This is a genomic window from Curtobacterium sp. MCBD17_034 (genome assembly GCF_003234515.1).
Classification (GTDB): Bacteria; Actinomycetota; Actinomycetes; order Actinomycetales; family Microbacteriaceae; genus Curtobacterium.
On the sequence record NZ_QKTN01000001.1, the window covers coordinates 350,575 to 368,292 of the forward strand.

Here is a 17,718-nt window from a genome sequence, read left to right on the forward strand (position 1 = left end):
AGGAACCCTGTGGCACAGGACGTGCTCACCGACCTGAACAAGGTCCGCAACATCGGCATCATGGCGCACATCGATGCCGGCAAGACCACCACCACCGAGCGCATCCTGTTCTACACGGGCATCACCCACAAGATCGGGGAGGTCCACGACGGGGCCGCCACGATGGACTGGATGGCGCAGGAGCAGGAGCGCGGCATCACGATCACGTCGGCCGCGACGACGTGCTTCTGGAACAAGAACCAGATCAACATCATCGACACGCCTGGTCACGTCGACTTCACCGTCGAGGTGGAGCGTTCGCTCCGCGTCCTCGACGGCGCCGTCGCCGTGTTCGACGGCAAGGAGGGCGTCGAGCCCCAGTCGGAGACCGTCTGGCGTCAGGCCGACAAGTACGACGTGCCCCGCATCTGCTTCGTCAACAAGATGGACAAGCTCGGCGCGGACTTCTACTTCACGGTGGACACGATCATCAACCGCCTCGGCGCGGAGCCGCTCGTGATCCAGCTCCCGATCGGTGCCGAGAGCACCTTCGAGGGTGTCGTGGACCTCGTTGAGATGCGGGCGCTCACCTGGCGCGGTGACGCCAAGGGTGACGTCCAGATGGGCGCGCACTACGAGATCGAGGAGATCCCGGCCGACCTCAAGGACAAGGCCGACGAGTACCGCGCGAAGCTCATCGAGCGCGTCGCCGAGACCGACGACGCCCTGCTCGAGAAGTACTTCGGTGGCGAGGACCTCTCCGTCGACGAGATCAAGGGCGCCATCCGCAAGCTCACGGTCAACAGCGAGGTCTACCCGGTCCTCTGTGGTTCGGCGTTCAAGAACCGCGGTGTGCAGCCGATGCTCGACGCGGTCATCGACTACCTGCCGAGCCCGCTCGACGTCCCGGCGGTCGAGGGCCACGACGTGAAGAACGAGGAGACCATCCTCACCCGTCACGCCGACTCGACCGAGCCCTTCTCCGCCCTCGCGTTCAAGGTCGCGGTGCACCCGTTCTTCGGTCGCCTCACCTACGTCCGCGTGTACTCGGGCTCCATCGAGTCCGGGTCGCAGGTCATCAACTCGACCAAGGGCAAGAAGGAGCGCATCGGCAAGATCTTCCAGATGCACTCCAACAAGGAGAACCCGGTCGACAGCGTGACCGCGGGCCACATCTACGCGGTGATCGGCCTCAAGGACACGACGACCGGTGACACCCTGTGCGACCCGGACAACCAGATCGTCCTCGAGTCGATGACGTTCCCGGAGCCGGTCATCGAGGTCGCGATCGAGCCGAAGACCAAGCAGGACCAGGAGAAGCTCTCCACCGCCATCCAGAAGCTGGCGGAGGAGGACCCGACGTTCCGGGTCGAGCTCAACGCGGAGACCGGTCAGACGGTCATCAAGGGCATGGGCGAGCTCCACCTCGACATCCTCGTCGACCGCATGAAGCGCGAGTTCAAGGTCGAGGCGAACGTCGGCAAGCCGCAGGTCGCGTACCGCGAGACCTTGCGCAAGCCGGTCGAGCGGTACGACTACACCCACAAGAAGCAGACCGGTGGTTCCGGCCAGTTCGCGAAGGTGCAGATCGCGCTCGAGCCGATGGAGGTCACGGCCGAGAAGATCTACGAGTTCGAGAACAAGGTCACGGGTGGCCGCGTTCCGCGCGAGTACATCCCCTCGGTCGACGCCGGCATCCAGGACGCCATGCAGGTCGGTATCCTCGCGGGCTTCCCGACGGTCGGCGTCAAGGCGACCCTCCTCGACGGTGCGGCGCACGACGTCGACTCGTCCGAGATGGCGTTCAAGATCGCCGGTTCGATGGCCTACAAGGAGGCTGCGCGCAAGGCGAACCCCGTCCTGCTCGAGCCGCTCATGGCCGTCGAGGTCCGCACCCCCGAGGAGTACATGGGCGACGTCATCGGCGACCTGAACTCCCGTCGTGGGCAGATCTCGTCGATGGAGGACGCTTCGGGCGTCAAGGTGGTCCGCGCGAGCGTGCCGCTGTCCGAGATGTTCGGCTACGTCGGCGACCTCCGGTCGAAGACGTCGGGCCGCGCCGTCTACTCGATGGTGTTCGACTCCTACGCCGAGGTCCCCCGGGCCGTGGCGGACGAGATCGTGCAGAAGAGCAAGGGGGAGTGACGCCCTCGGCGTGACTCCCCAGGCGAGGGGGTCGGCAGCGGCCCCCTCGCCACCAAGTACAGTAGTTCCACACCAACACGCAGCGCCGCCGGACGTGAACCGGGGGTCCTGCATCCGAGTCCTGAGGAGGACCCACAGTGGCTAAGGCCAAGTTCGAGCGGACCAAGCCGCACGTCAACATCGGAACCATCGGGCACGTCGACCACGGCAAGACGACGCTCACCGCGGCGATCACCAAGGTCCTGCACGACAAGTACCCGGAGCTGAACACGGCCTCGGCGTTCGACCAGATCGACAACGCGCCTGAGGAGAAGCAGCGCGGTATCACGATCAACATCTCGCACGTCGAGTACCAGACCGAGAAGCGCCACTACGCGCACGTCGACGCCCCGGGCCACGCGGACTACGTGAAGAACATGATCACGGGTGCGGCGCAGATGGATGGCGCGATCCTCGTGGTCGCCGCCACCGACGGCCCGATGCCGCAGACGCGTGAGCACGTGCTGCTCGCCCGTCAGGTCGGTGTCCCCTACATCGTCGTGGCCCTCAACAAGGCCGACATGGTGGACGACGAGGAGATCCTGGAGCTCGTCGAGCTCGAGGTCCGCGAGCTCCTCTCGAGCCAGGAGTTCGACGGCGACAACGCCCCGATCGTCCGCGTCTCGGCGCTCCAGGCGCTCGAGGGTGACGAGAAGTGGGCCGCGACGGTCGCCGACCTCATGGACGCCGTCGACGAGAACGTGCCGGACCCGGTGCGCGCCACCGACCAGCCGTTCCTGATGCCGATCGAGGACGTCTTCACGATCACCGGTCGTGGCACCGTCGTCACCGGTCGTGTCGAGCGTGGCACGCTCAAGGTGAACGAGGAGGTCGAGATCGTCGGCATCCGCGCGACGCAGAAGACCACCGTCACGGGCATCGAGATGTTCCGCAAGCTGCTGGACTCCGCCGAGGCCGGTGACAACACGGGTCTGCTCCTCCGCGGCACCAAGCGCGAGGACGTCGAGCGCGGCCAGGTCGTCGTGAAGCCGGGTTCGGTCACGCCGCACACCGAGTTCTCCGCGAACGTCTACATCCTGTCGAAGGACGAGGGTGGTCGTCACAACCCGTTCTACGGGAACTACCGCCCGCAGTTCTACTTCCGCACCACGGACGTCACCGGCGTCATCACGCTGCCCGAGGGCACCGAGATGGTCATGCCCGGCGACACCACCTCCATCACGGTCGAGCTGATCCAGCCGATCGCCATGGAGGAGGGCCTCCGCTTCGCCATCCGTGAGGGTGGTCGTACGGTCGGCGCCGGTACGGTCGAGAAGATCATCAAGTAACTCCGGTTGCTGCGACAAGGGGTCGGACCTTCGGGTCCGGCCCCTTTCGTCGTTCCCGGACGGGACGTGGCGTCCCTGGGCGGGACCCGGCGTCCCTGGGCATGACGTGGCGTCCCTGGGCGGGACCCGGCGTCCCTGGGCATGACGTGGCGTCCCCGGGCGTGACGTGGCGTCCCTGGGCATGACGGGGCGGGACGAGGCAGAGCGCGACGTGCGCGAGCCCACCGCGAGCCGGGAGGACTGTGGGCACCTCGGTGGGTCATCGGCGGGGATGCCGGTGTTGACTGGTCGCATGACACGTCTGCGCCGTTCGAGGACGACGGGACGCGGATTCCACCGGGTCCGATCCGGCAAGGGGTTCTCCTACCGCGATCCCGACGGCGGTACCGTCCACGACGCCGACCTCCGCCATCGGTTCGACGAGCTGGTGATCCCGCCCGCGTGGAACGACGTGTGGATCTCGCCGTACGAGAACGGACACATCCTCGCGACGGGCATCGACGGCGCCGGTCGGCGCCAGTACATGTACCACCCGGGTTGGCGCGAGCGGATGGACAAGATCAAGTACGACCGGGCGCTCGCCCTCGCCGAGTCGCTCCCGTCCGCTCGACGGATGGTGACCATGGACCTCCGCCGACCGGACCCGGACCTCCGACGTGCGCAGGCCGCGGCCTTCCGGATGCTCGACCAGGGGTCGCTCCGGGTCGGCTCGGAGCGGTACGCGCTCGAGCACGGGAGCCACGGCCTGTCGACGCTGCTGTGTTCCCACGCGCACATCTCGGGCGACGACATCGAGCTCGGGTTCCCGGGCAAGAGCGGGCAGGAGTGGTCGTCCACCATCCACGACCACGACCTCGCGCGGGTGCTCGTGGGCATGAAGCGTCGGGGCGGGAACGCGCGACTGCTCTCGTTCCGCGACGAGCCCGGTGCCGAGTGGCGTCCGCTGTCGGCCGAGCTCATCAACGAGTACGTCAAGGAGCGCGCTGGCGACGACTTCACGGCGAAGGACTTCCGGACGCTGCACGGTACGGTCGCCGCGGCCGTGGACCTGGCGAAGACGGGCCCCCAGTCGTCCGACGCCAAGCGCAAGAAGGCGATCTCGCATGCGGTGAAGGCCGCGTCCGACGTGCTCGGCAACACCCCGACCGTGGCGCGGCAGAGCTACATCGACCCGCGCGTGATCGACGCGTACAACCACGGCGAGACGATCGATCCCGCCCGGTTGGCCTCTGCGGAGTCCGAGGTCCGCGCGCTGCTCTACCGCGACTGAATGACGTACCGTTGATGCACGTGCCGACCGTTCGGGCGTCGGCACGGAGAGGCCAGCGTGACCGACGAGTGCATCCACGGTTTCCCCGTCGAGCTCTGTGACATCTGCACCCCACGGCAGCGGGCGGAACCGGTCGTCGCACCGACCCGCGCTCCGCGGCGTGCCCGTCCGGTCTCGCTCCGGTCGGACGGTCCGTCGGACGCGCCCCGGGCCTCCCGGAGTGCGACCCGGACCGCGGTCCCGGTGGCGGTGGAGCCCCAGGTCCGCCCGTTCGCGTCGATGCGCGCGCACCACTGGACCCATCGCGACAACCTCGCGGCCATCGTCGCCGAGGGTGCGCTGCTGGCCGCGTCGTCGGTGGTCCCCGAGTTCGACGTCAGCGCGGCGGAGGTCCGCGCGGCCCGAGCGGCCGCGGCCACCCCGGACGGCGGGTCCGTCGCGGACCACGTCCCCTTCGTGCTCACCCCGGAGGCCCTGACCTGGCAGTCGCTGCGCACCGGCGCGGAGGACGACCGGTGGTCCGACGCGGCACGTCGCAGTCGTCCGGTCGACTACGTCATGCTGGTCGTGCCGACCGTCGCGTTCGGGGCGTCGGTCATCGTGACGGATCTCGACGCGGAGGACCCCGCGGCGCGCTCGGCCGTCGGCCCGGAGGCCGCGGGCACCCTGCTCCGACGCGCTTCGCTCCAGGACCCCGAGTTGCAGCGCGTTGAGCTGCTGGCGGGTCCGCGTGTGCCGTTCTCGGCCGTCGCGGTCGTCGGCGTGCCGAACGACCGCGTCCGCGACGACGTCCGCTCGGTCCTGGCGGAGGCCGGCGGTCACGCCCCGCGCGTCGCGGTGTTCCCGCCCTGGTTCCGTCCGGCCGTCTGACGTCCGGCGGGCGGTCGCCGGACTCCCGACGGGAGGCCCGTCACCAGGTCGCCCCGGACCGCCCGTCCGCCGCTCCTCGAGCCCCGCAACGGCGTGGATCGCACGCGACACGCCCGGGTTGCACGAGTGCGGAGGACATGCGAGACTTGTCCGGTTCCAAATTCCGCGGACACACGTGTCCGCCGGGTCACTGCCCAGGCAGTGCACAGGCCCCGCCCTCCGGGTGGCTGCGCCTGGGCCGCAGGCAGCAAGAACACCACATCGACTCCACACCTGGAACGCACGGGGACACCCGTGTGCTCCGCGGAGGCGATACGGGTCCGACCGGAACGGTCGAAATCCCCCTCCTGCGGAGTGGGTTCTCGATCGGCCCGGGAGGGCAGTTGACAGGAGAACAGCGGTCATGGCCGGCGGGAGTGATCCCGACGGTGACGTGCCGGTGATCTAGGCAAACAGCCTGCCCGACGAGGCCGGCGGCGTCAGGCGGCCCACGCGGTGCGCGGCGCAGAGAGGAACGAGAGAGACATGGCGGGACAGAAGATCCGCATCCGGCTCAAGTCGTACGACCACGAGGTCATCGACACGTCGGCCCGGAAGATCGTCGACACGGTGACCCGTGCCGGTGCGACCGTGGTCGGCCCGGTGCCGCTCCCCACCGAGAAGAACGTGGTCGTCGTGATCCGTTCTCCCCACAAGTACAAGGACTCGCGCGAGCACTTCGAGAAGCGCACGCACAAGCGGGTCATCGACATCATCGACCCGACGCCGAAGGCCGTCGACTCGCTCATGCGTCTCGACCTGCCCGCCGACGTCAACATCGAGATCAAGCTGTAAGGGGGCGACAACGATGGCCATCGCAACCAAGACCGTCAAGGGCCTGCTCGGCAAGAAGCTCGGCATGACCCAGGTGTGGGACGAGAACAACAAGCTCATCCCCGTCACCGTCGTCGAGATCACCCCGAACGTCGTGACCCAGATCCGCACCGCCGAGAAGGACGGCTACCAGGCCGTCCAGATCGCCGCCGGCGCGATCGACCCCCGCAAGGTCAACAAGCCCTCCGCCGGGCACTTCGAGGCCGCCGGTGTCACGCCGCGCCGCCACCTCACCGAGATCCGCACCGCTGACGCCGGCGAGTACGCGCTCGGCCAGGAGCTCGCCGTCGACATGTTCGAGGCCGGCCAGAAGGTCGACGTCGTCGGCACCAGCAAGGGCAAGGGCTTCGCCGGTGTCATGAAGCGCCACAACTTCAAGGGTGTCTCCGCCTCGCACGGTGCGCACCGCAACCACCGCAAGCCCGGTTCAATCGGTGCTTCGTCGACCCCGTCGCGCGTCTTCAAGGGCATGCGCATGGCCGGTCGCATGGGTGGGGAGCGCGTCACCGTCCTCAACCTCACGGTGCACGCCGTGGACGCCGAGAAGAACCTGCTGCTCGTCAAGGGCGCGGTCCCCGGTGCTCGCGGTCGCATCGTCTTCGTCCGCACCGCCGTGAAGGGTAAGTGAGCATGGCCACCACGACTGCAACCACGATCGACGTGCTCGACGCGTCGGGCGCCCAGGCCGGCACGGTCGAGCTCCCCGCCGAGATCTTCGACGTCGAGACCAACGTCCCGCTGATCCACCAGGTCGTCGTCGCGCAGCTCGCCGCCGCGCGTCAGGGCACCCACAAGACCAAGCGCCGCGGCGAGGTCTCCGGTGCCGGCCGCAAGCCCTTCAAGCAGAAGGGCACCGGCCGCGCGCGTCAGGGCTCGATCCGCGCCCCGCAGATGACCGGCGGTGGCATCGTCCACGGACCCGTGCCGCGCGACTACGCGCAGCGCACCCCCAAGAAGATGATCGCCAAGGCGCTGCTCGGTTCGCTCTCGGACCGCGCTCGCGGTGGGCGGATCCACGCGGTCGAGGCCTTCCTCGACGCCGAGGTCCCCTCGACCAAGAGCGTCCGCACGCTCCTCGAGAAGATCGCCCCGTCGAAGCACGTCCTCGTCGTGCTCGAGTCGACGGACGAGGTCGCGCTCAAGAGCGTCCGGAACCTGCCCAACGTCCACGCGCTCACGTACGGCCAGCTGAACGCCTACGACGTCCTCGTGAGCGACGACGTGGTCTTCAGCAAGAGCGCCCTCGACGCCTTCGTCGCGTCGAAGACCGCGAAGGAGAACAACGCATGAGCGGCTTCAACAAGGACCCGCGCGACATCATCATCGCGCCGGTCGTGTCGGAGAAGAGCTACGGCCTCATCGACCAGGGCAAGTACACGTTCCTCGTGGACCCGCGCGCGAACAAGACCGAGATCAAGCTCGCCATCGAGAAGATCTTCGACGTCAAGGTCGCGGGCATCAACACCCTGAACCGTCCGGGCAAGACCCGTCGTACGCGGTTCGGCATCGGCAAGCGCAAGGACACCAAGCGCGCCATCGTCACGCTCAAGTCCGGTTCGATCGACATCTTCACGGCTGTCGGCTGAGGACCGGAAGGGATACATCATGGCTATTCGTAACTACAAGCCCACGACCCCGGGTCGTCGCGGCTCCTCCGTCGCCGACTTCGCCGAGATCACGCGTTCGACCCCGGAGAAGTCGCTCCTGCGTCCGCTCCCGAAGACCGGTGGCCGCAACAGCTCCGGCCGGATCACGACGCGTCACATCGGTGGTGGCCACAAGCGCCAGTACCGGGTCATCGACTTCCGTCGGAACGACAAGGACGGCGTCGACGCCAAGGTCGCGCACATCGAGTACGACCCGAACCGCACCGCGCGCATCGCGCTGCTGCACTTCGTGGACGGCACCAAGCGCTACATCCTCGCGCCGAACCGCCTGAAGCAGGGCGACGTCGTCGAGTCGGGTGCCGGCGCCGACATCAAGCCGGGCAACAACCTGCCGCTCCGCAACATCCCCGTCGGTACGGTCGTGCACGCGATCGAGCTCCGTCCGGGTGGCGGCGCCAAGCTCGCCCGTTCCGCGGGTGCCTCGGTGCGCCTCGTGGCGAAGGACGGCCCCTACGCGCAGCTCCGCCTGCCGTCGGGCGAGGTCCGCAACGTCGACGCGCGCTGCCGCGCGACGATCGGCGAGGTCGGCAACGCCGAGCAGTCGAACATCAACTGGGGCAAGGCCGGCCGCATGCGCTGGAAGGGCGTCCGCCCGACCGTGCGTGGTGTCGCGATGAACCCGATCGACCACCCGCACGGTGGTGGTGAGGGCAAGACCTCCGGTGGTCGCCACCCGGTCAGCCCGTGGGGCCAGCCGGAGGGCCGGACGCGCAAGCCGAACAAGCCGAGCGACCAGCTCATCGTCCGTCGCCGCACCGCCGGTAAGAAGCGCAAGTAGGAGTTGTAGAAGATGCCACGCAGTCTGAAGAAGGGCCCCTTCGTCGACGAGCACCTGCTTCGCAAGGTGGTCGTCCAGAACGAGGCCAACACGAAGAACGTGATCCGCACGTGGTCGCGTCGCTCGATGATCGTTCCGAACATGCTCGGGCACACGATCGCCGTGCACGACGGCCGCAAGCACATCCCGGTGTTCGTCACCGAGTCGATGGTCGGTCACAAGCTCGGCGAGTTCGCGCCGACCCGCACCTTCCGTGGTCACGTGAAGGACGACAAGAAGGGCCGTCGCCGCTAACGCGGGGACGCTGAAGGAGGAACGAAATGGTGGAGTCGATCGCACGCGTGCGACACATCCGCGTCACGCCTCAGAAGGCCCGTCGCGTCATCGAGCTGATCCGCGGCAAGCAGGCCCACGAGGCCCTCGCCATCCTGAAGTTCGCCCCGCAGGGTGCTTCCGAGCCGGTCTACAAGCTGGTCGCCTCGGCGATCGCGAACGCCCGGGTCAAGGCGGACCAGACGAACAGCTTCCTCGACGAGCGCGACCTCTACGTGAGCCGCGTCTTCGTCGACGAGGGCACGACCCTGAAGCGGTTCCAGCCGCGTGCCCAGGGGCGAGCCTTCCGCATCAACAAGCGCACCAGCCACATCACGGTCGTCCTCGCGACGCCGGACGAGGTCGAGGCGGCCGCTACCAGCAAGAAGGCGAGCAAGTAATGGGCCAGAAGGTCAACCCGTACGGCTTCCGTCTCGGGATCACGACGGACCACGTGTCGCACTGGTTCTCGGACAGCACCAAGAAGGGCCAGCGGTACAGCGACTACGTCGCCGAGGACGTCCGCATCCGTCAGATGCTGACCAAGTCCCTCGACCGCGCCGGCGTCGCCCGCATCGAGCTCGAGCGCACCCGTGACCGCGTCCGCGTGGACATCCACACGGCCCGTCCTGGCATCGTCATCGGCCGCCGTGGCGCCGAGGCCGAGCGCATCCGCGGCGACCTCGAGAAGCTCACGGGCAAGCAGATCCAGCTGAACATCCTCGAGGTCAAGAACCCCGAGACCGAGGCGCAGCTCGTCGCCCAGGGCATCGCGGAGCAGCTCAGCGCTCGTGTCGCGTTCCGTCGCGCCATGCGCAAGGGCCTCCAGGGCGCCCAGCGCGCTGGCGCCAAGGGCGTCCGGATCCAGGTGTCGGGTCGTCTCGGCGGCGCCGAGATGAGCCGTTCGGAGTTCTACCGCGAGGGCCGCGTGCCCCTGCACACGCTCCGCGCCAACATCGACTACGGCTTCTACGAGGCCCGCACGACCTTCGGTCGGATCGGTGTGAAGGTCTGGATCTACAAGGGCGACATCACCAACAAGGAGCTCGCTCGCGAGCAGGCGAACCAGCGTTCGTCGCGCCCCGAGCGTCGTGACGGCGGCCGTGGCGGTCGTGGCGGCCGTGACGGCGCCCCCCGCGGCGACCGTCGCGAGCAGCAGGCTCCGCAGGAGGCGCCGGCCGGCGCAGGAGTTGAGGCGTAACCATGCTTATCCCCCGTCGAGTCAAGCACCGCAAGCAGCACCACCCCACGCGTCGCGGCCAGGCGACCGGCGGCACCAAGGTGTCGTTCGGTGACTTCGGTATCCAGGCCCTGACCCCCGCCTACGTGACGAACCGCCAGATCGAGTCCGCTCGTATCGCCATGACGCGTCACATCAAGCGTGGCGGCAAGGTGTGGATCAACATCTACCCGGACCGTCCGCTCACGAAGAAGCCCGCCGAGACCCGCATGGGTTCCGGTAAGGGTTCGCCCGAGTGGTGGGTCGCGAACGTCAAGCCGGGACGCGTGCTCTTCGAGCTCTCCGGCGTGAGCGAGGACATCGCCCGCGAGGCGATGACCCGTGCAATCCACAAGCTGCCCCTCAAGGCACGCATCATCAAGCGCGAGGAGGGCGACGCATAATGGCGATCGGTTCCAAGGAGCTCCGTCCGTCGGAGCTCGACACCTTCGAGGACGAGCGTCTCGCTGACGAGCTGAAGAAGGCCAAGGAAGAGCTGTTCAACCTGCGCTTCCAGTCGGCCACCGGCCAGCTCGAGAGCCACGGCCGCCTCCGTGCCGTCAAGCGCGACATCGCCCGCATCTACACGGTGCTGCGCGAGCGCGAGCTCGGCATCCGTGCCACCCCGACCCCGGTCGAGGCGAGCACCACCACGACCAAGAAGTCGTCCCGCAAGAAGGCCGACGCGGCCGAGGCCACGACGACCGACACCGCTGCATCGACCAGCACCGAGGAGAAGTGATGGCCACCGAGAAGCAGGCCACCGAGGTCGACGCCGCGACCACCGCGCGCGGCTACCGCAAGACGCGTCGTGGCTACGTCACGAGCGACAAGATGGACAAGACGATCGTCGTCGAGGTCGAGGACCGCGTGAAGCACCCCCTCTACGGCAAGGTCATCCGTCGCACCTCCAAGGTGAAGGCCCACGACGAGCAGGGCACCGCCGGCATCGGCGACCTGGTCCTCATCAGCGAGACCCGTCCCCTCAGCGCCACCAAGCGCTGGCGCCTGGTCGAGATCCTCGAGAAGGCCAAGTAAGCCCCCGGGCCTACTTGCGGAATAGGAGACAGCAGTGATTCAGCAGGAATCCCGCCTGAAGGTCGCCGACAACACCGGAGCCAAGGAGATCCTGGCCATCCGCGTGCTCGGTGGCTCGGGTCGTCGCTATGCCGGCCTCGGTGACGTGATCGTCGCGACCGTGAAGGACGCGATCCCGGGCGGCAACGTCAAGAAGGGTGACGTCGTCAAGGCCGTCATCGTTCGCACCAAGAAGGAGACCCGTCGTCAGGACGGCTCCTACATCAAGTTCGACGAGAACGCCGCGGTGATCCTCAAGGCGGACGGCGACCCCCGGGGCACCCGCATCTTCGGGCCGGTCGGTCGCGAGCTCCGCGACAAGAAGTTCATGAAGATCATCTCGCTGGCACCGGAGGTCATCTAGTCATGGCGAACATCAAGAAGGGCGACCTGGTCCAGGTGATTTCGGGCCCGTCGCAGGCGCGCGGTGGCGACCGCGGCAAGCAGGGCAAGGTCATCGAGGTGCTCCCCGACGAGCAGCGTGTCGTCGTCGAGGGCGTGAACTTCGTCAAGAAGCACGTCCGCGTCGGTCAGACCCAGCGCGGCTCGAAGACCGGTGGCATCGAGATCCACGAGGCCCCGATCCACGTGTCCAACGTGGCCGTGGTCGACCCGAAGACCAAGAAGCCGACCCGTGTCGGTCACCGCACCGAGACGGTCGAGAAGGACGGCGTCACCAAGACCGTCCGCGTCCGTTACGCCAAGAAGTCGGGGGAGGACCTCTGATGAGCGACACCACTACGGCGCCGGCCGAGTCCGCGTCCAGCGAGAAGGTCCAGCCGCGGCTGAAGCAGAAGTACAAGAACGAGATCGCCGCGGCGCTCACCGAGCAGTTCGGCTACACGAACGTCCACCAGGTCCCCGGCCTGGTCAAGGTCGTCGTGAACACCGGTGTCGGCGAGGCCGCTCGTGACTCGAAGGTCATCGACGGTGCGGTGCGCGACCTCACGGCCATCACCGGCCAGAAGCCGCAGGTCACGAAGGCCCGCAAGTCCATCGCGCAGTTCAAGCTGCGCGAGGGCCAGCCCATCGGCGCGCACGTCACCCTCCGCGGTGACCGCGCGTGGGAGTTCCTCGACCGCCTGCTGTCGCTGGCACTGCCCCGCATCCGCGACTTCCGCGGTCTGAGCGACCGCCAGTTCGACGGAAACGGCAACTACACCTTCGGTCTCACGGAGCAGAGCGTGTTCCACGAGATCGACCAGGACCGCATCGACCGCGTCCGTGGCTTCGACATCACCGTAGTCACCACGGCCAAGACGGACGACGAGGGCCGCGCGCTGCTCCGCCAGCTCGGCTTCCCGTTCCGTTCCAGCGAGCAAACGGTCTAAGATCGTTCGGACGGCCGGGCCGGAGGGGCGCTCCCTCCGGCCCGCCGCACGAGCACCGAGACGTCGGGGAATCGCCCTGACGTCGCCCGATCACACAGGTCGGCATCCGTGGAACGGGTGTCGAAACCGGGTGAGAACAGGATGAATCAACCATGACGATGACCGATCCGGTCGCAGACATGCTGACGAGATTGCGCAACGCGAACTCGGCGCACCACGACGCCGTCTCGCTGCCCAGCTCGAAGCTGAAGACCCACATCGCCGAGATCCTCAAGCGCGAGGGTTACATCAGCGAGTGGCGTGTGGAGGATGCCCGCGTGGGGCAGACCCTCACCATCGACCTCAAGTACGGCCCCGAGCGCGAGCGCTCCATCGCCGGCATCAAGCGCGTCTCCAAGCCCGGTCTCCGGGTCTACGCCAAGTCGACGGAGATCCCCCAGGTCCTCGGTGGCCTCGGCGTGGCGATCCTGTCGACTTCCTCGGGTCTCCTCACGGACCGCGAGGCCGAGCAGAAGGGCGTGGGTGGGGAAGTCCTCGCCTACGTGTGGTGATCGACCATGTCTCGTATCGGACGTCTTCCCATCGACATCCCCGCTGGCGTCACCGTGACGGTCGACGGCGCGAACGTCGCCGTCAAGGGGCCGAAGGGTGAGCTCGCGCTCACCGTCGCCAGCCCCATCGCGGTCGCGATCGAGGACAACCAGATCCTCGTCACCCGCCCGGACGACGAGCGCACCTCGCGCTCGCTGCACGGCCTGACCCGGACGCTGATCGCCAACCAGATCACCGGCGTGACCCAGGGCTACTCCAAGGGTCTCGAGGTCGTCGGGACCGGCTACCGCGTCCAGGCACGCGGCACGAGCGTCGAGTTCGCGCTCGGCTACTCGCACCCCATCACGGTCGAGCCGCCCGCGGGCATCAGCTTCACCGTCGAGGGCAACAACCGACTCACCGTGAACGGCATCGACAAGCAGGCCGTCGGTGAGGTCGCCGCAAACATCCGCAAGCTTCGCAAGCCCGAGCCGTACAAGGGCAAGGGCGTTCGCTACGCCGGCGAGGTCGTCCGCCGCAAGGCCGGAAAGTCAGGTAAGTGATCATGGCTCTCGGAACTCGAGGAGCGAGCAAGTCGGCCGCCAAGGCGCGCCGTCACACCCGCCTCCGCAAGAAGATCACCGGCACCGAGACGCGTCCGCGTCTGGTCGTCACCCGCTCGTCGCGTCACGTGTTCGTGCAGGTCATCGACGACACCAAGGGCCACACCGTCGCCAGCGCGTCGACCATGGAGGCGGACCTCCGCAGCCTGGACGGCGACAAGACCGCGAAGTCGCGTCGCGTCGGCGAGCTCGTCGCCGAGCGCGCGAAGGCCGCGGGTGTCGAGGCGGTCGTGTTCGACCGCGGTGGCAGCAAGTACGCCGGTCGCGTCGCCGCGATCGCCGAAGGCGCCCGTGAAGGAGGGCTGAACCTGTGAGCGACACCGCGAGCAGCACCAATCAGGAAGCACCGGTCGAGAAGCCGGTCGAGACCGCAGCCGGCTCCGCGTCGGCGAACCGCGAGAACACGGGCCCCGAGCGCGGACGCCGTGGTGGGGGTCGTGACCGCCAGCAGGGTGGTCGCGGCGACCGCAACAACCGCGCTGCCGAGAGCCAGTTCCTCGAGCGCGTCGTGACGATCAACCGTGTGTCGAAGGTCGTCAAGGGCGGTCGTCGCTTCAGCTTCACCGCGCTCGTCGTGGTGGGTGACGGCAACGGACTCGTCGGCGTCGGCTACGGCAAGGCCCGCGAGGTCCCGACCGCGATCTCCAAGGGCGTCGAGGAGGCGAAGAAGAACTTCTTCCGCGTCCCGCGCGTCGGCAACACGATCCCGCACCCCGTGCAGGGTGAGGCCGCCGCTGGCGTCGTGCTCCTCCGCCCGGCCGCTGCCGGTACCGGCGTCATCGCCGGTGGTCCGGTGCGCGCCGTCCTGGAGTGCGCCGGCATCCACGACGTCCTGAGCAAGTCGCTCGGGTCGTCCAACACCATCAACATCGTGCACGCCACCGTCACGGCGCTGCAGCAGCTCGAGGAGCCCCGTGCGGTCGCCAGCCGCCGTGGCCTCGACGTCGACCGGGTCGTCCCGGGTCGTCTGCTGCGTGCCGAGGCCGCGGCCCGCACGGCTGCGACCGAGAAGGCAGGTGCCTGATGGCCGGCAAGATCAAGGTCACCCAGATCAAGTCCGTTATCAGCGAGAAGCAGTACCAGCGCGAGACCCTGCGCAGCCTGGGCCTCAAGCGCATCGGCCAGTCGGTCGAGCGTGAGGACAACGCCCAGAACCGCGGGTACGTCGCGACGGTCGCGCACCTCGTGAAGGTCGAGGAGATCAACGCATGAGCGACGAAACCCCCAAGGCCGGACAGGCCGGCAACACCGAGGGCCGCGTGCAGGTCCTCAAGGTCCACCACCTCCGTCCCGCTGCTGGCTCGAAGAAGGACCGGACCCGCGTCGGACGCGGTGAGGGCTCGAAGGGCAAGACGGCCGGACGTGGCACCAAGGGCACGAAGGCCCGCTACTCGGTCAAGGCCGGGTTCGAGGGTGGGCAGATGCCGCTGCACATGCGCACCCCGAAGCTCCGCGGGTTCAAGAACCCGTTCCGCGTGGAGTACCAGGTCGTGAACCTCGACAAGCTCGGCGAGCTCTACCCGCAGGGCGGTGACGTCACCGTGAGTGACCTCGTCGCCAAGGGTGCGGTCCGTAAGAACGAGAAGGTCAAGGTCCTCGGCCAGGGCGACATCAGCGTGGCGCTCAACATCACGGTCGACAAGGTCTCCGGCTCCGCCGAGGAGAAGATCGTGGCGGCGGGCGGCACCGTCTCCAAGTAGTACCTGACCGGCGGTCCGAGCACAGCTCGGGCCGCCGGTTCGGCATCGCTTGACGCGATCCGAGATGCTCGGGTCGCACTGAACGAAGTACGGAGAACTCGTGTTCAGAGCGGTCGCGCGGATCTTGCGCACCCCCGACCTTCGCAAGAAGATCGGCTTCACCCTCGCGATCATCGCGCTGTTCCGCCTGGGGTCCTACATCCCCGCGCCGTTCGTCGACTACGCCAGCGTGCAGTCGTGCCTCGCGAGCGCTTCATCCCAGGGGAGCCTGTACGGGCTCGTGAACCTGTTCTCCGGCGGCGCGCTGCTGAAGCTCTCGGTCTTCGCGCTCGGCATCATGCCGTACATCACGTCGTCGATCATCGTGCAGCTGCTGCGCGTCGTGATCCCGCACTTCGACGCCCTCTACAAGGAGGGCCAGGCGGGTCAGGCCAAGCTGACGCAGTACACGCGGTACCTCACGATCGCGCTCGGGGTCCTGCAGTCGACGACGCTCATCACGGTCGCGCGCTCGGGTGCGCTCTTCGGCACCTCGGCGTCGACCTCCTGCACGTCGATCATCTCGAACGACAGCTGGTACGCGATCCTCCTCATGGTGGTCACGCTGACGGCTGGCACCGGACTCATCATGTGGATGGGCGAGCTCGTCACCGAGCGCGGCGTCGGCAACGGTATGTCGCTCCTCATCTTCACGTCCATCGCGGCCCAGTTCCCGACCGCGCTCTGGGCCATCGAGCAGTCGCAGTCCTTCGAGCTCTTCCTCTTCGTGATCCTCGTCGGACTCGTGATCATGATGGCGGTCGTGTTCGTCGAGCAGTCGCAGCGCCGGATCCCGGTGCAGTACGCCAAGCGCATGGTCGGGCGTCGCACCTACGGTGGCAACAACACGTACATCCCGATCAAGGTGAACATGGCCGGTGTCGTGCCCGTCATCTTCGCGTCGTCGCTGCTCTACCTGCCGGCGCTGGTCGCACAGTTCAACCAGAAGTCCGACGGGACCGAGCCCGCGGCATGGGTCACCTGGATCCAGAACAACCTGACCTCGGGCGACAACGCCTTCTACATGGTCCTCTACTTCCTCCTCATCGTCGGGTTCACGTACTTCTACGTCGCGATCACGTTCAACCCGGAAGAAGTCGCCGACAACATGAAGAAGTACGGCGGGTTCATCCCGGGGATCCGTGCCGGACGTCCGACGGCGGAGTACCTCGACTACGTGCTCACACGGGTCACGCTCCCCGGCGCTCTCTACCTCGGCATCATCGCGCTCATCCCGCTCGCCGCACTCGCTTGGTTCGGCGCCAACCAGAACTTCCCGTTCGGTGGTGCCAGCCTGCTGATCATCGTCGGTGTGGGCCTCGAGACCGTGAAGCAGATCGACTCGCAGCTGCAGCAGCGCCACTACGAGGGACTCCTCCGATGAGCGCGCGGCTGATCATCGTGGGCCCGCCTGGTGCGGGCAAGGGCACCCAGGCAGGGCGGATCGCCGAGACCTTCGGGATCCCGGCGATCTCGACGGGCGACATCTTCCGGCAGAACGTCCGTGACGAGACGCCGCTGGGCATCCGGGTCAAGGCGATCCTGGACGCCGGCGACTACGTGCCCGACAGCCTCACGAACGAGCTCATCGCCGATCGGCTCCGTCAGCCGGACGCCGAGCCGGGGTTCCTGCTCGATGGCTACCCCCGGACGACGGCGCAGGTGGAGTTCCTCGACGGGTTCCTCGCCGAGCAGGGGCAGGCCCTGGACGCGGTGGTGCAGCTCGTCGCCGACCGGGACGCCTTGGTCGACCGGCTCCGCAGGCGTGCGCTCGAGCAGGGTCGCAGCGACGACACCGAGGACGCCATCCGGCACCGGCAGGACGTCTACCTCGAGCAGACGGAGCCCATCGTGGCGGTGTACGCACAGCGGGGGCTCGTCATCGACGTCGACGGTCTGGGCGGTGTCGACGAGGTCGGTGACCGCATCGCCGACGCGCTCGCGACCCGCGGCCTCGGCCGCGCCGTCGCCTGACC

Annotated in this window: 26 protein-coding genes; all 26 read left to right on the top strand. The window is 67.8% G+C overall.

Going from position 1 to position 17,718, the window contains the following annotated elements; genetic code table 11:
- The first annotated feature begins 9 nt into the window (after window positions 1-9).
- The 26 genes from fusA (at window position 10) to DEI92_RS01830 (ending at window position 17,716) form a co-directional block, all read left to right on the top strand.
- Window positions 10-2,124, top strand: a complete 2,115-nt coding sequence (fusA, locus tag DEI92_RS01705; RefSeq protein WP_111012125.1) for an elongation factor G — start codon at window positions 10-12, stop codon at window positions 2,122-2,124.
- 137 nt (window positions 2,125-2,261) lie between these two features.
- Entirely contained in the window at window positions 2,262-3,452 is a 1,191-nt protein-coding gene (gene tuf / locus DEI92_RS01710) for an elongation factor Tu (RefSeq protein WP_111009858.1), read from the top strand.
- Window positions 3,453-3,744: 292 nt separating this feature from the next.
- Complete coding sequence (locus DEI92_RS01715) at window positions 3,745-4,722, top strand: DNA topoisomerase IB (protein ID WP_111009909.1); 978 nt, start codon at window positions 3,745-3,747, stop codon at window positions 4,720-4,722.
- A gap of 57 nt (window positions 4,723-4,779) precedes the next feature.
- Entirely contained in the window at window positions 4,780-5,592 is an 813-nt protein-coding gene (locus tag DEI92_RS01720; RefSeq protein WP_111012126.1) for a DarT ssDNA thymidine ADP-ribosyltransferase family protein, read from the top strand.
- Between the two features lie 525 nt (window positions 5,593-6,117).
- Entirely contained in the window at window positions 6,118-6,426 is a 309-nt protein-coding gene (rpsJ, locus tag DEI92_RS01725) for a 30S ribosomal protein S10 (protein ID WP_111009854.1), read from the top strand.
- 13 nt (window positions 6,427-6,439) lie between these two features.
- Window positions 6,440-7,093, top strand: coding sequence for a 50S ribosomal protein L3 (rplC, locus tag DEI92_RS01730; protein WP_111009852.1), 654 nt, complete (start codon window positions 6,440-6,442; stop codon window positions 7,091-7,093).
- A gap of 2 nt (window positions 7,094-7,095) precedes the next feature.
- Window positions 7,096-7,755: a 50S ribosomal protein L4 gene (rplD, locus tag DEI92_RS01735; RefSeq protein ID WP_111012127.1), complete on the top strand. Its 660-nt coding sequence runs from the start codon at window positions 7,096-7,098 to the stop codon at window positions 7,753-7,755.
- Complete coding sequence (rplW, locus tag DEI92_RS01740) at window positions 7,752-8,051, top strand: 50S ribosomal protein L23 (protein WP_111009849.1); 300 nt, start codon at window positions 7,752-7,754, stop codon at window positions 8,049-8,051. The genes rplD and rplW overlap by 4 nt, the downstream gene beginning before the upstream one ends.
- A gap of 19 nt (window positions 8,052-8,070) precedes the next feature.
- Window positions 8,071-8,910, top strand: coding sequence for a 50S ribosomal protein L2 (gene rplB, locus DEI92_RS01745; protein ID WP_111009847.1), 840 nt, complete (start codon window positions 8,071-8,073; stop codon window positions 8,908-8,910).
- Window positions 8,911-8,922: 12 nt separating this feature from the next.
- Window positions 8,923-9,204, top strand: a complete 282-nt coding sequence (gene rpsS, locus DEI92_RS01750) for a 30S ribosomal protein S19 (RefSeq protein WP_111009845.1) — start codon at window positions 8,923-8,925, stop codon at window positions 9,202-9,204.
- A gap of 26 nt (window positions 9,205-9,230) precedes the next feature.
- The gene (rplV, locus tag DEI92_RS01755) at window positions 9,231-9,623 is read left to right on the top strand and encodes a 50S ribosomal protein L22 (protein ID WP_111009843.1); all 393 of its coding nucleotides are present in this window, start codon (window positions 9,231-9,233) and stop codon (window positions 9,621-9,623) included.
- Window positions 9,623-10,423, top strand: coding sequence for a 30S ribosomal protein S3 (gene rpsC / locus DEI92_RS01760; protein WP_111009841.1), 801 nt, complete (start codon window positions 9,623-9,625; stop codon window positions 10,421-10,423). The genes rplV and rpsC overlap by 1 nt, the downstream gene beginning before the upstream one ends.
- A gap of 2 nt (window positions 10,424-10,425) precedes the next feature.
- Window positions 10,426-10,845 carry a 50S ribosomal protein L16 gene (gene rplP / locus DEI92_RS01765; RefSeq protein ID WP_111009840.1) on the top strand — a complete coding sequence of 140 codons (420 nt, stop codon included), beginning with the start codon at window positions 10,426-10,428 and terminating at the stop codon, window positions 10,843-10,845.
- On the top strand, window positions 10,845-11,183 hold the full coding sequence (rpmC, locus tag DEI92_RS16945; protein WP_111009839.1) for a 50S ribosomal protein L29: 339 nt from the start codon (window positions 10,845-10,847) through the stop codon (window positions 11,181-11,183). The genes rplP and rpmC overlap by 1 nt, the downstream gene beginning before the upstream one ends.
- Window positions 11,183-11,479: a 30S ribosomal protein S17 gene (gene rpsQ / locus DEI92_RS01775; RefSeq protein ID WP_111012128.1), complete on the top strand. Its 297-nt coding sequence runs from the start codon at window positions 11,183-11,185 to the stop codon at window positions 11,477-11,479. Before rpmC ends, rpsQ begins: the two co-directional genes overlap by 1 nt.
- Window positions 11,480-11,513: 34 nt before the next feature.
- A complete protein-coding gene (gene rplN, locus DEI92_RS01780; RefSeq protein ID WP_066517778.1) occupies window positions 11,514-11,882 on the top strand; it encodes a 50S ribosomal protein L14 in 369 nt (122 codons plus the stop codon).
- A gap of 2 nt (window positions 11,883-11,884) precedes the next feature.
- The gene (gene rplX, locus DEI92_RS01785; RefSeq protein ID WP_111012129.1) at window positions 11,885-12,244 is read left to right on the top strand and encodes a 50S ribosomal protein L24; all 360 of its coding nucleotides are present in this window, start codon (window positions 11,885-11,887) and stop codon (window positions 12,242-12,244) included.
- Window positions 12,244-12,849, top strand: coding sequence for a 50S ribosomal protein L5 (rplE, locus tag DEI92_RS01790; protein WP_111012130.1), 606 nt, complete (start codon window positions 12,244-12,246; stop codon window positions 12,847-12,849). The genes rplX and rplE overlap by 1 nt, the downstream gene beginning before the upstream one ends.
- 152 nt (window positions 12,850-13,001) lie before the next feature.
- On the top strand, window positions 13,002-13,400 hold the full coding sequence (gene rpsH / locus DEI92_RS01795; RefSeq protein ID WP_111009835.1) for a 30S ribosomal protein S8: 399 nt from the start codon (window positions 13,002-13,004) through the stop codon (window positions 13,398-13,400).
- Between the two features lie 6 nt (window positions 13,401-13,406).
- Window positions 13,407-13,943, top strand: coding sequence for a 50S ribosomal protein L6 (rplF, locus tag DEI92_RS01800; protein WP_111009834.1), 537 nt, complete (start codon window positions 13,407-13,409; stop codon window positions 13,941-13,943).
- A gap of 2 nt (window positions 13,944-13,945) precedes the next feature.
- Window positions 13,946-14,317, top strand: coding sequence for a 50S ribosomal protein L18 (gene rplR, locus DEI92_RS01805; protein ID WP_111012131.1), 372 nt, complete (start codon window positions 13,946-13,948; stop codon window positions 14,315-14,317).
- Window positions 14,314-15,027, top strand: coding sequence for a 30S ribosomal protein S5 (gene rpsE, locus DEI92_RS01810; RefSeq protein ID WP_111009832.1), 714 nt, complete (start codon window positions 14,314-14,316; stop codon window positions 15,025-15,027). The genes rplR and rpsE overlap by 4 nt, the downstream gene beginning before the upstream one ends.
- Entirely contained in the window at window positions 15,027-15,215 is a 189-nt protein-coding gene (rpmD, locus tag DEI92_RS01815; protein ID WP_111009831.1) for a 50S ribosomal protein L30, read from the top strand. Before rpsE ends, rpmD begins: the two co-directional genes overlap by 1 nt.
- Entirely contained in the window at window positions 15,212-15,703 is a 492-nt protein-coding gene (gene rplO / locus DEI92_RS01820) for a 50S ribosomal protein L15 (RefSeq protein WP_111009830.1), read from the top strand. The genes rpmD and rplO overlap by 4 nt, the downstream gene beginning before the upstream one ends.
- 100 nt (window positions 15,704-15,803) lie before the next feature.
- Window positions 15,804-17,126 (top strand): preprotein translocase subunit SecY, encoded by a 1,323-nt coding sequence (secY, locus tag DEI92_RS01825; protein WP_111012132.1) that lies wholly within the window; start codon window positions 15,804-15,806, stop codon window positions 17,124-17,126.
- Window positions 17,123-17,716 (top strand): adenylate kinase, encoded by a 594-nt coding sequence (locus tag DEI92_RS01830; protein ID WP_181434590.1) that lies wholly within the window; start codon window positions 17,123-17,125, stop codon window positions 17,714-17,716. Before secY ends, DEI92_RS01830 begins: the two co-directional genes overlap by 4 nt.
- Window positions 17,717-17,718: the final 2 nt, after the last annotated feature.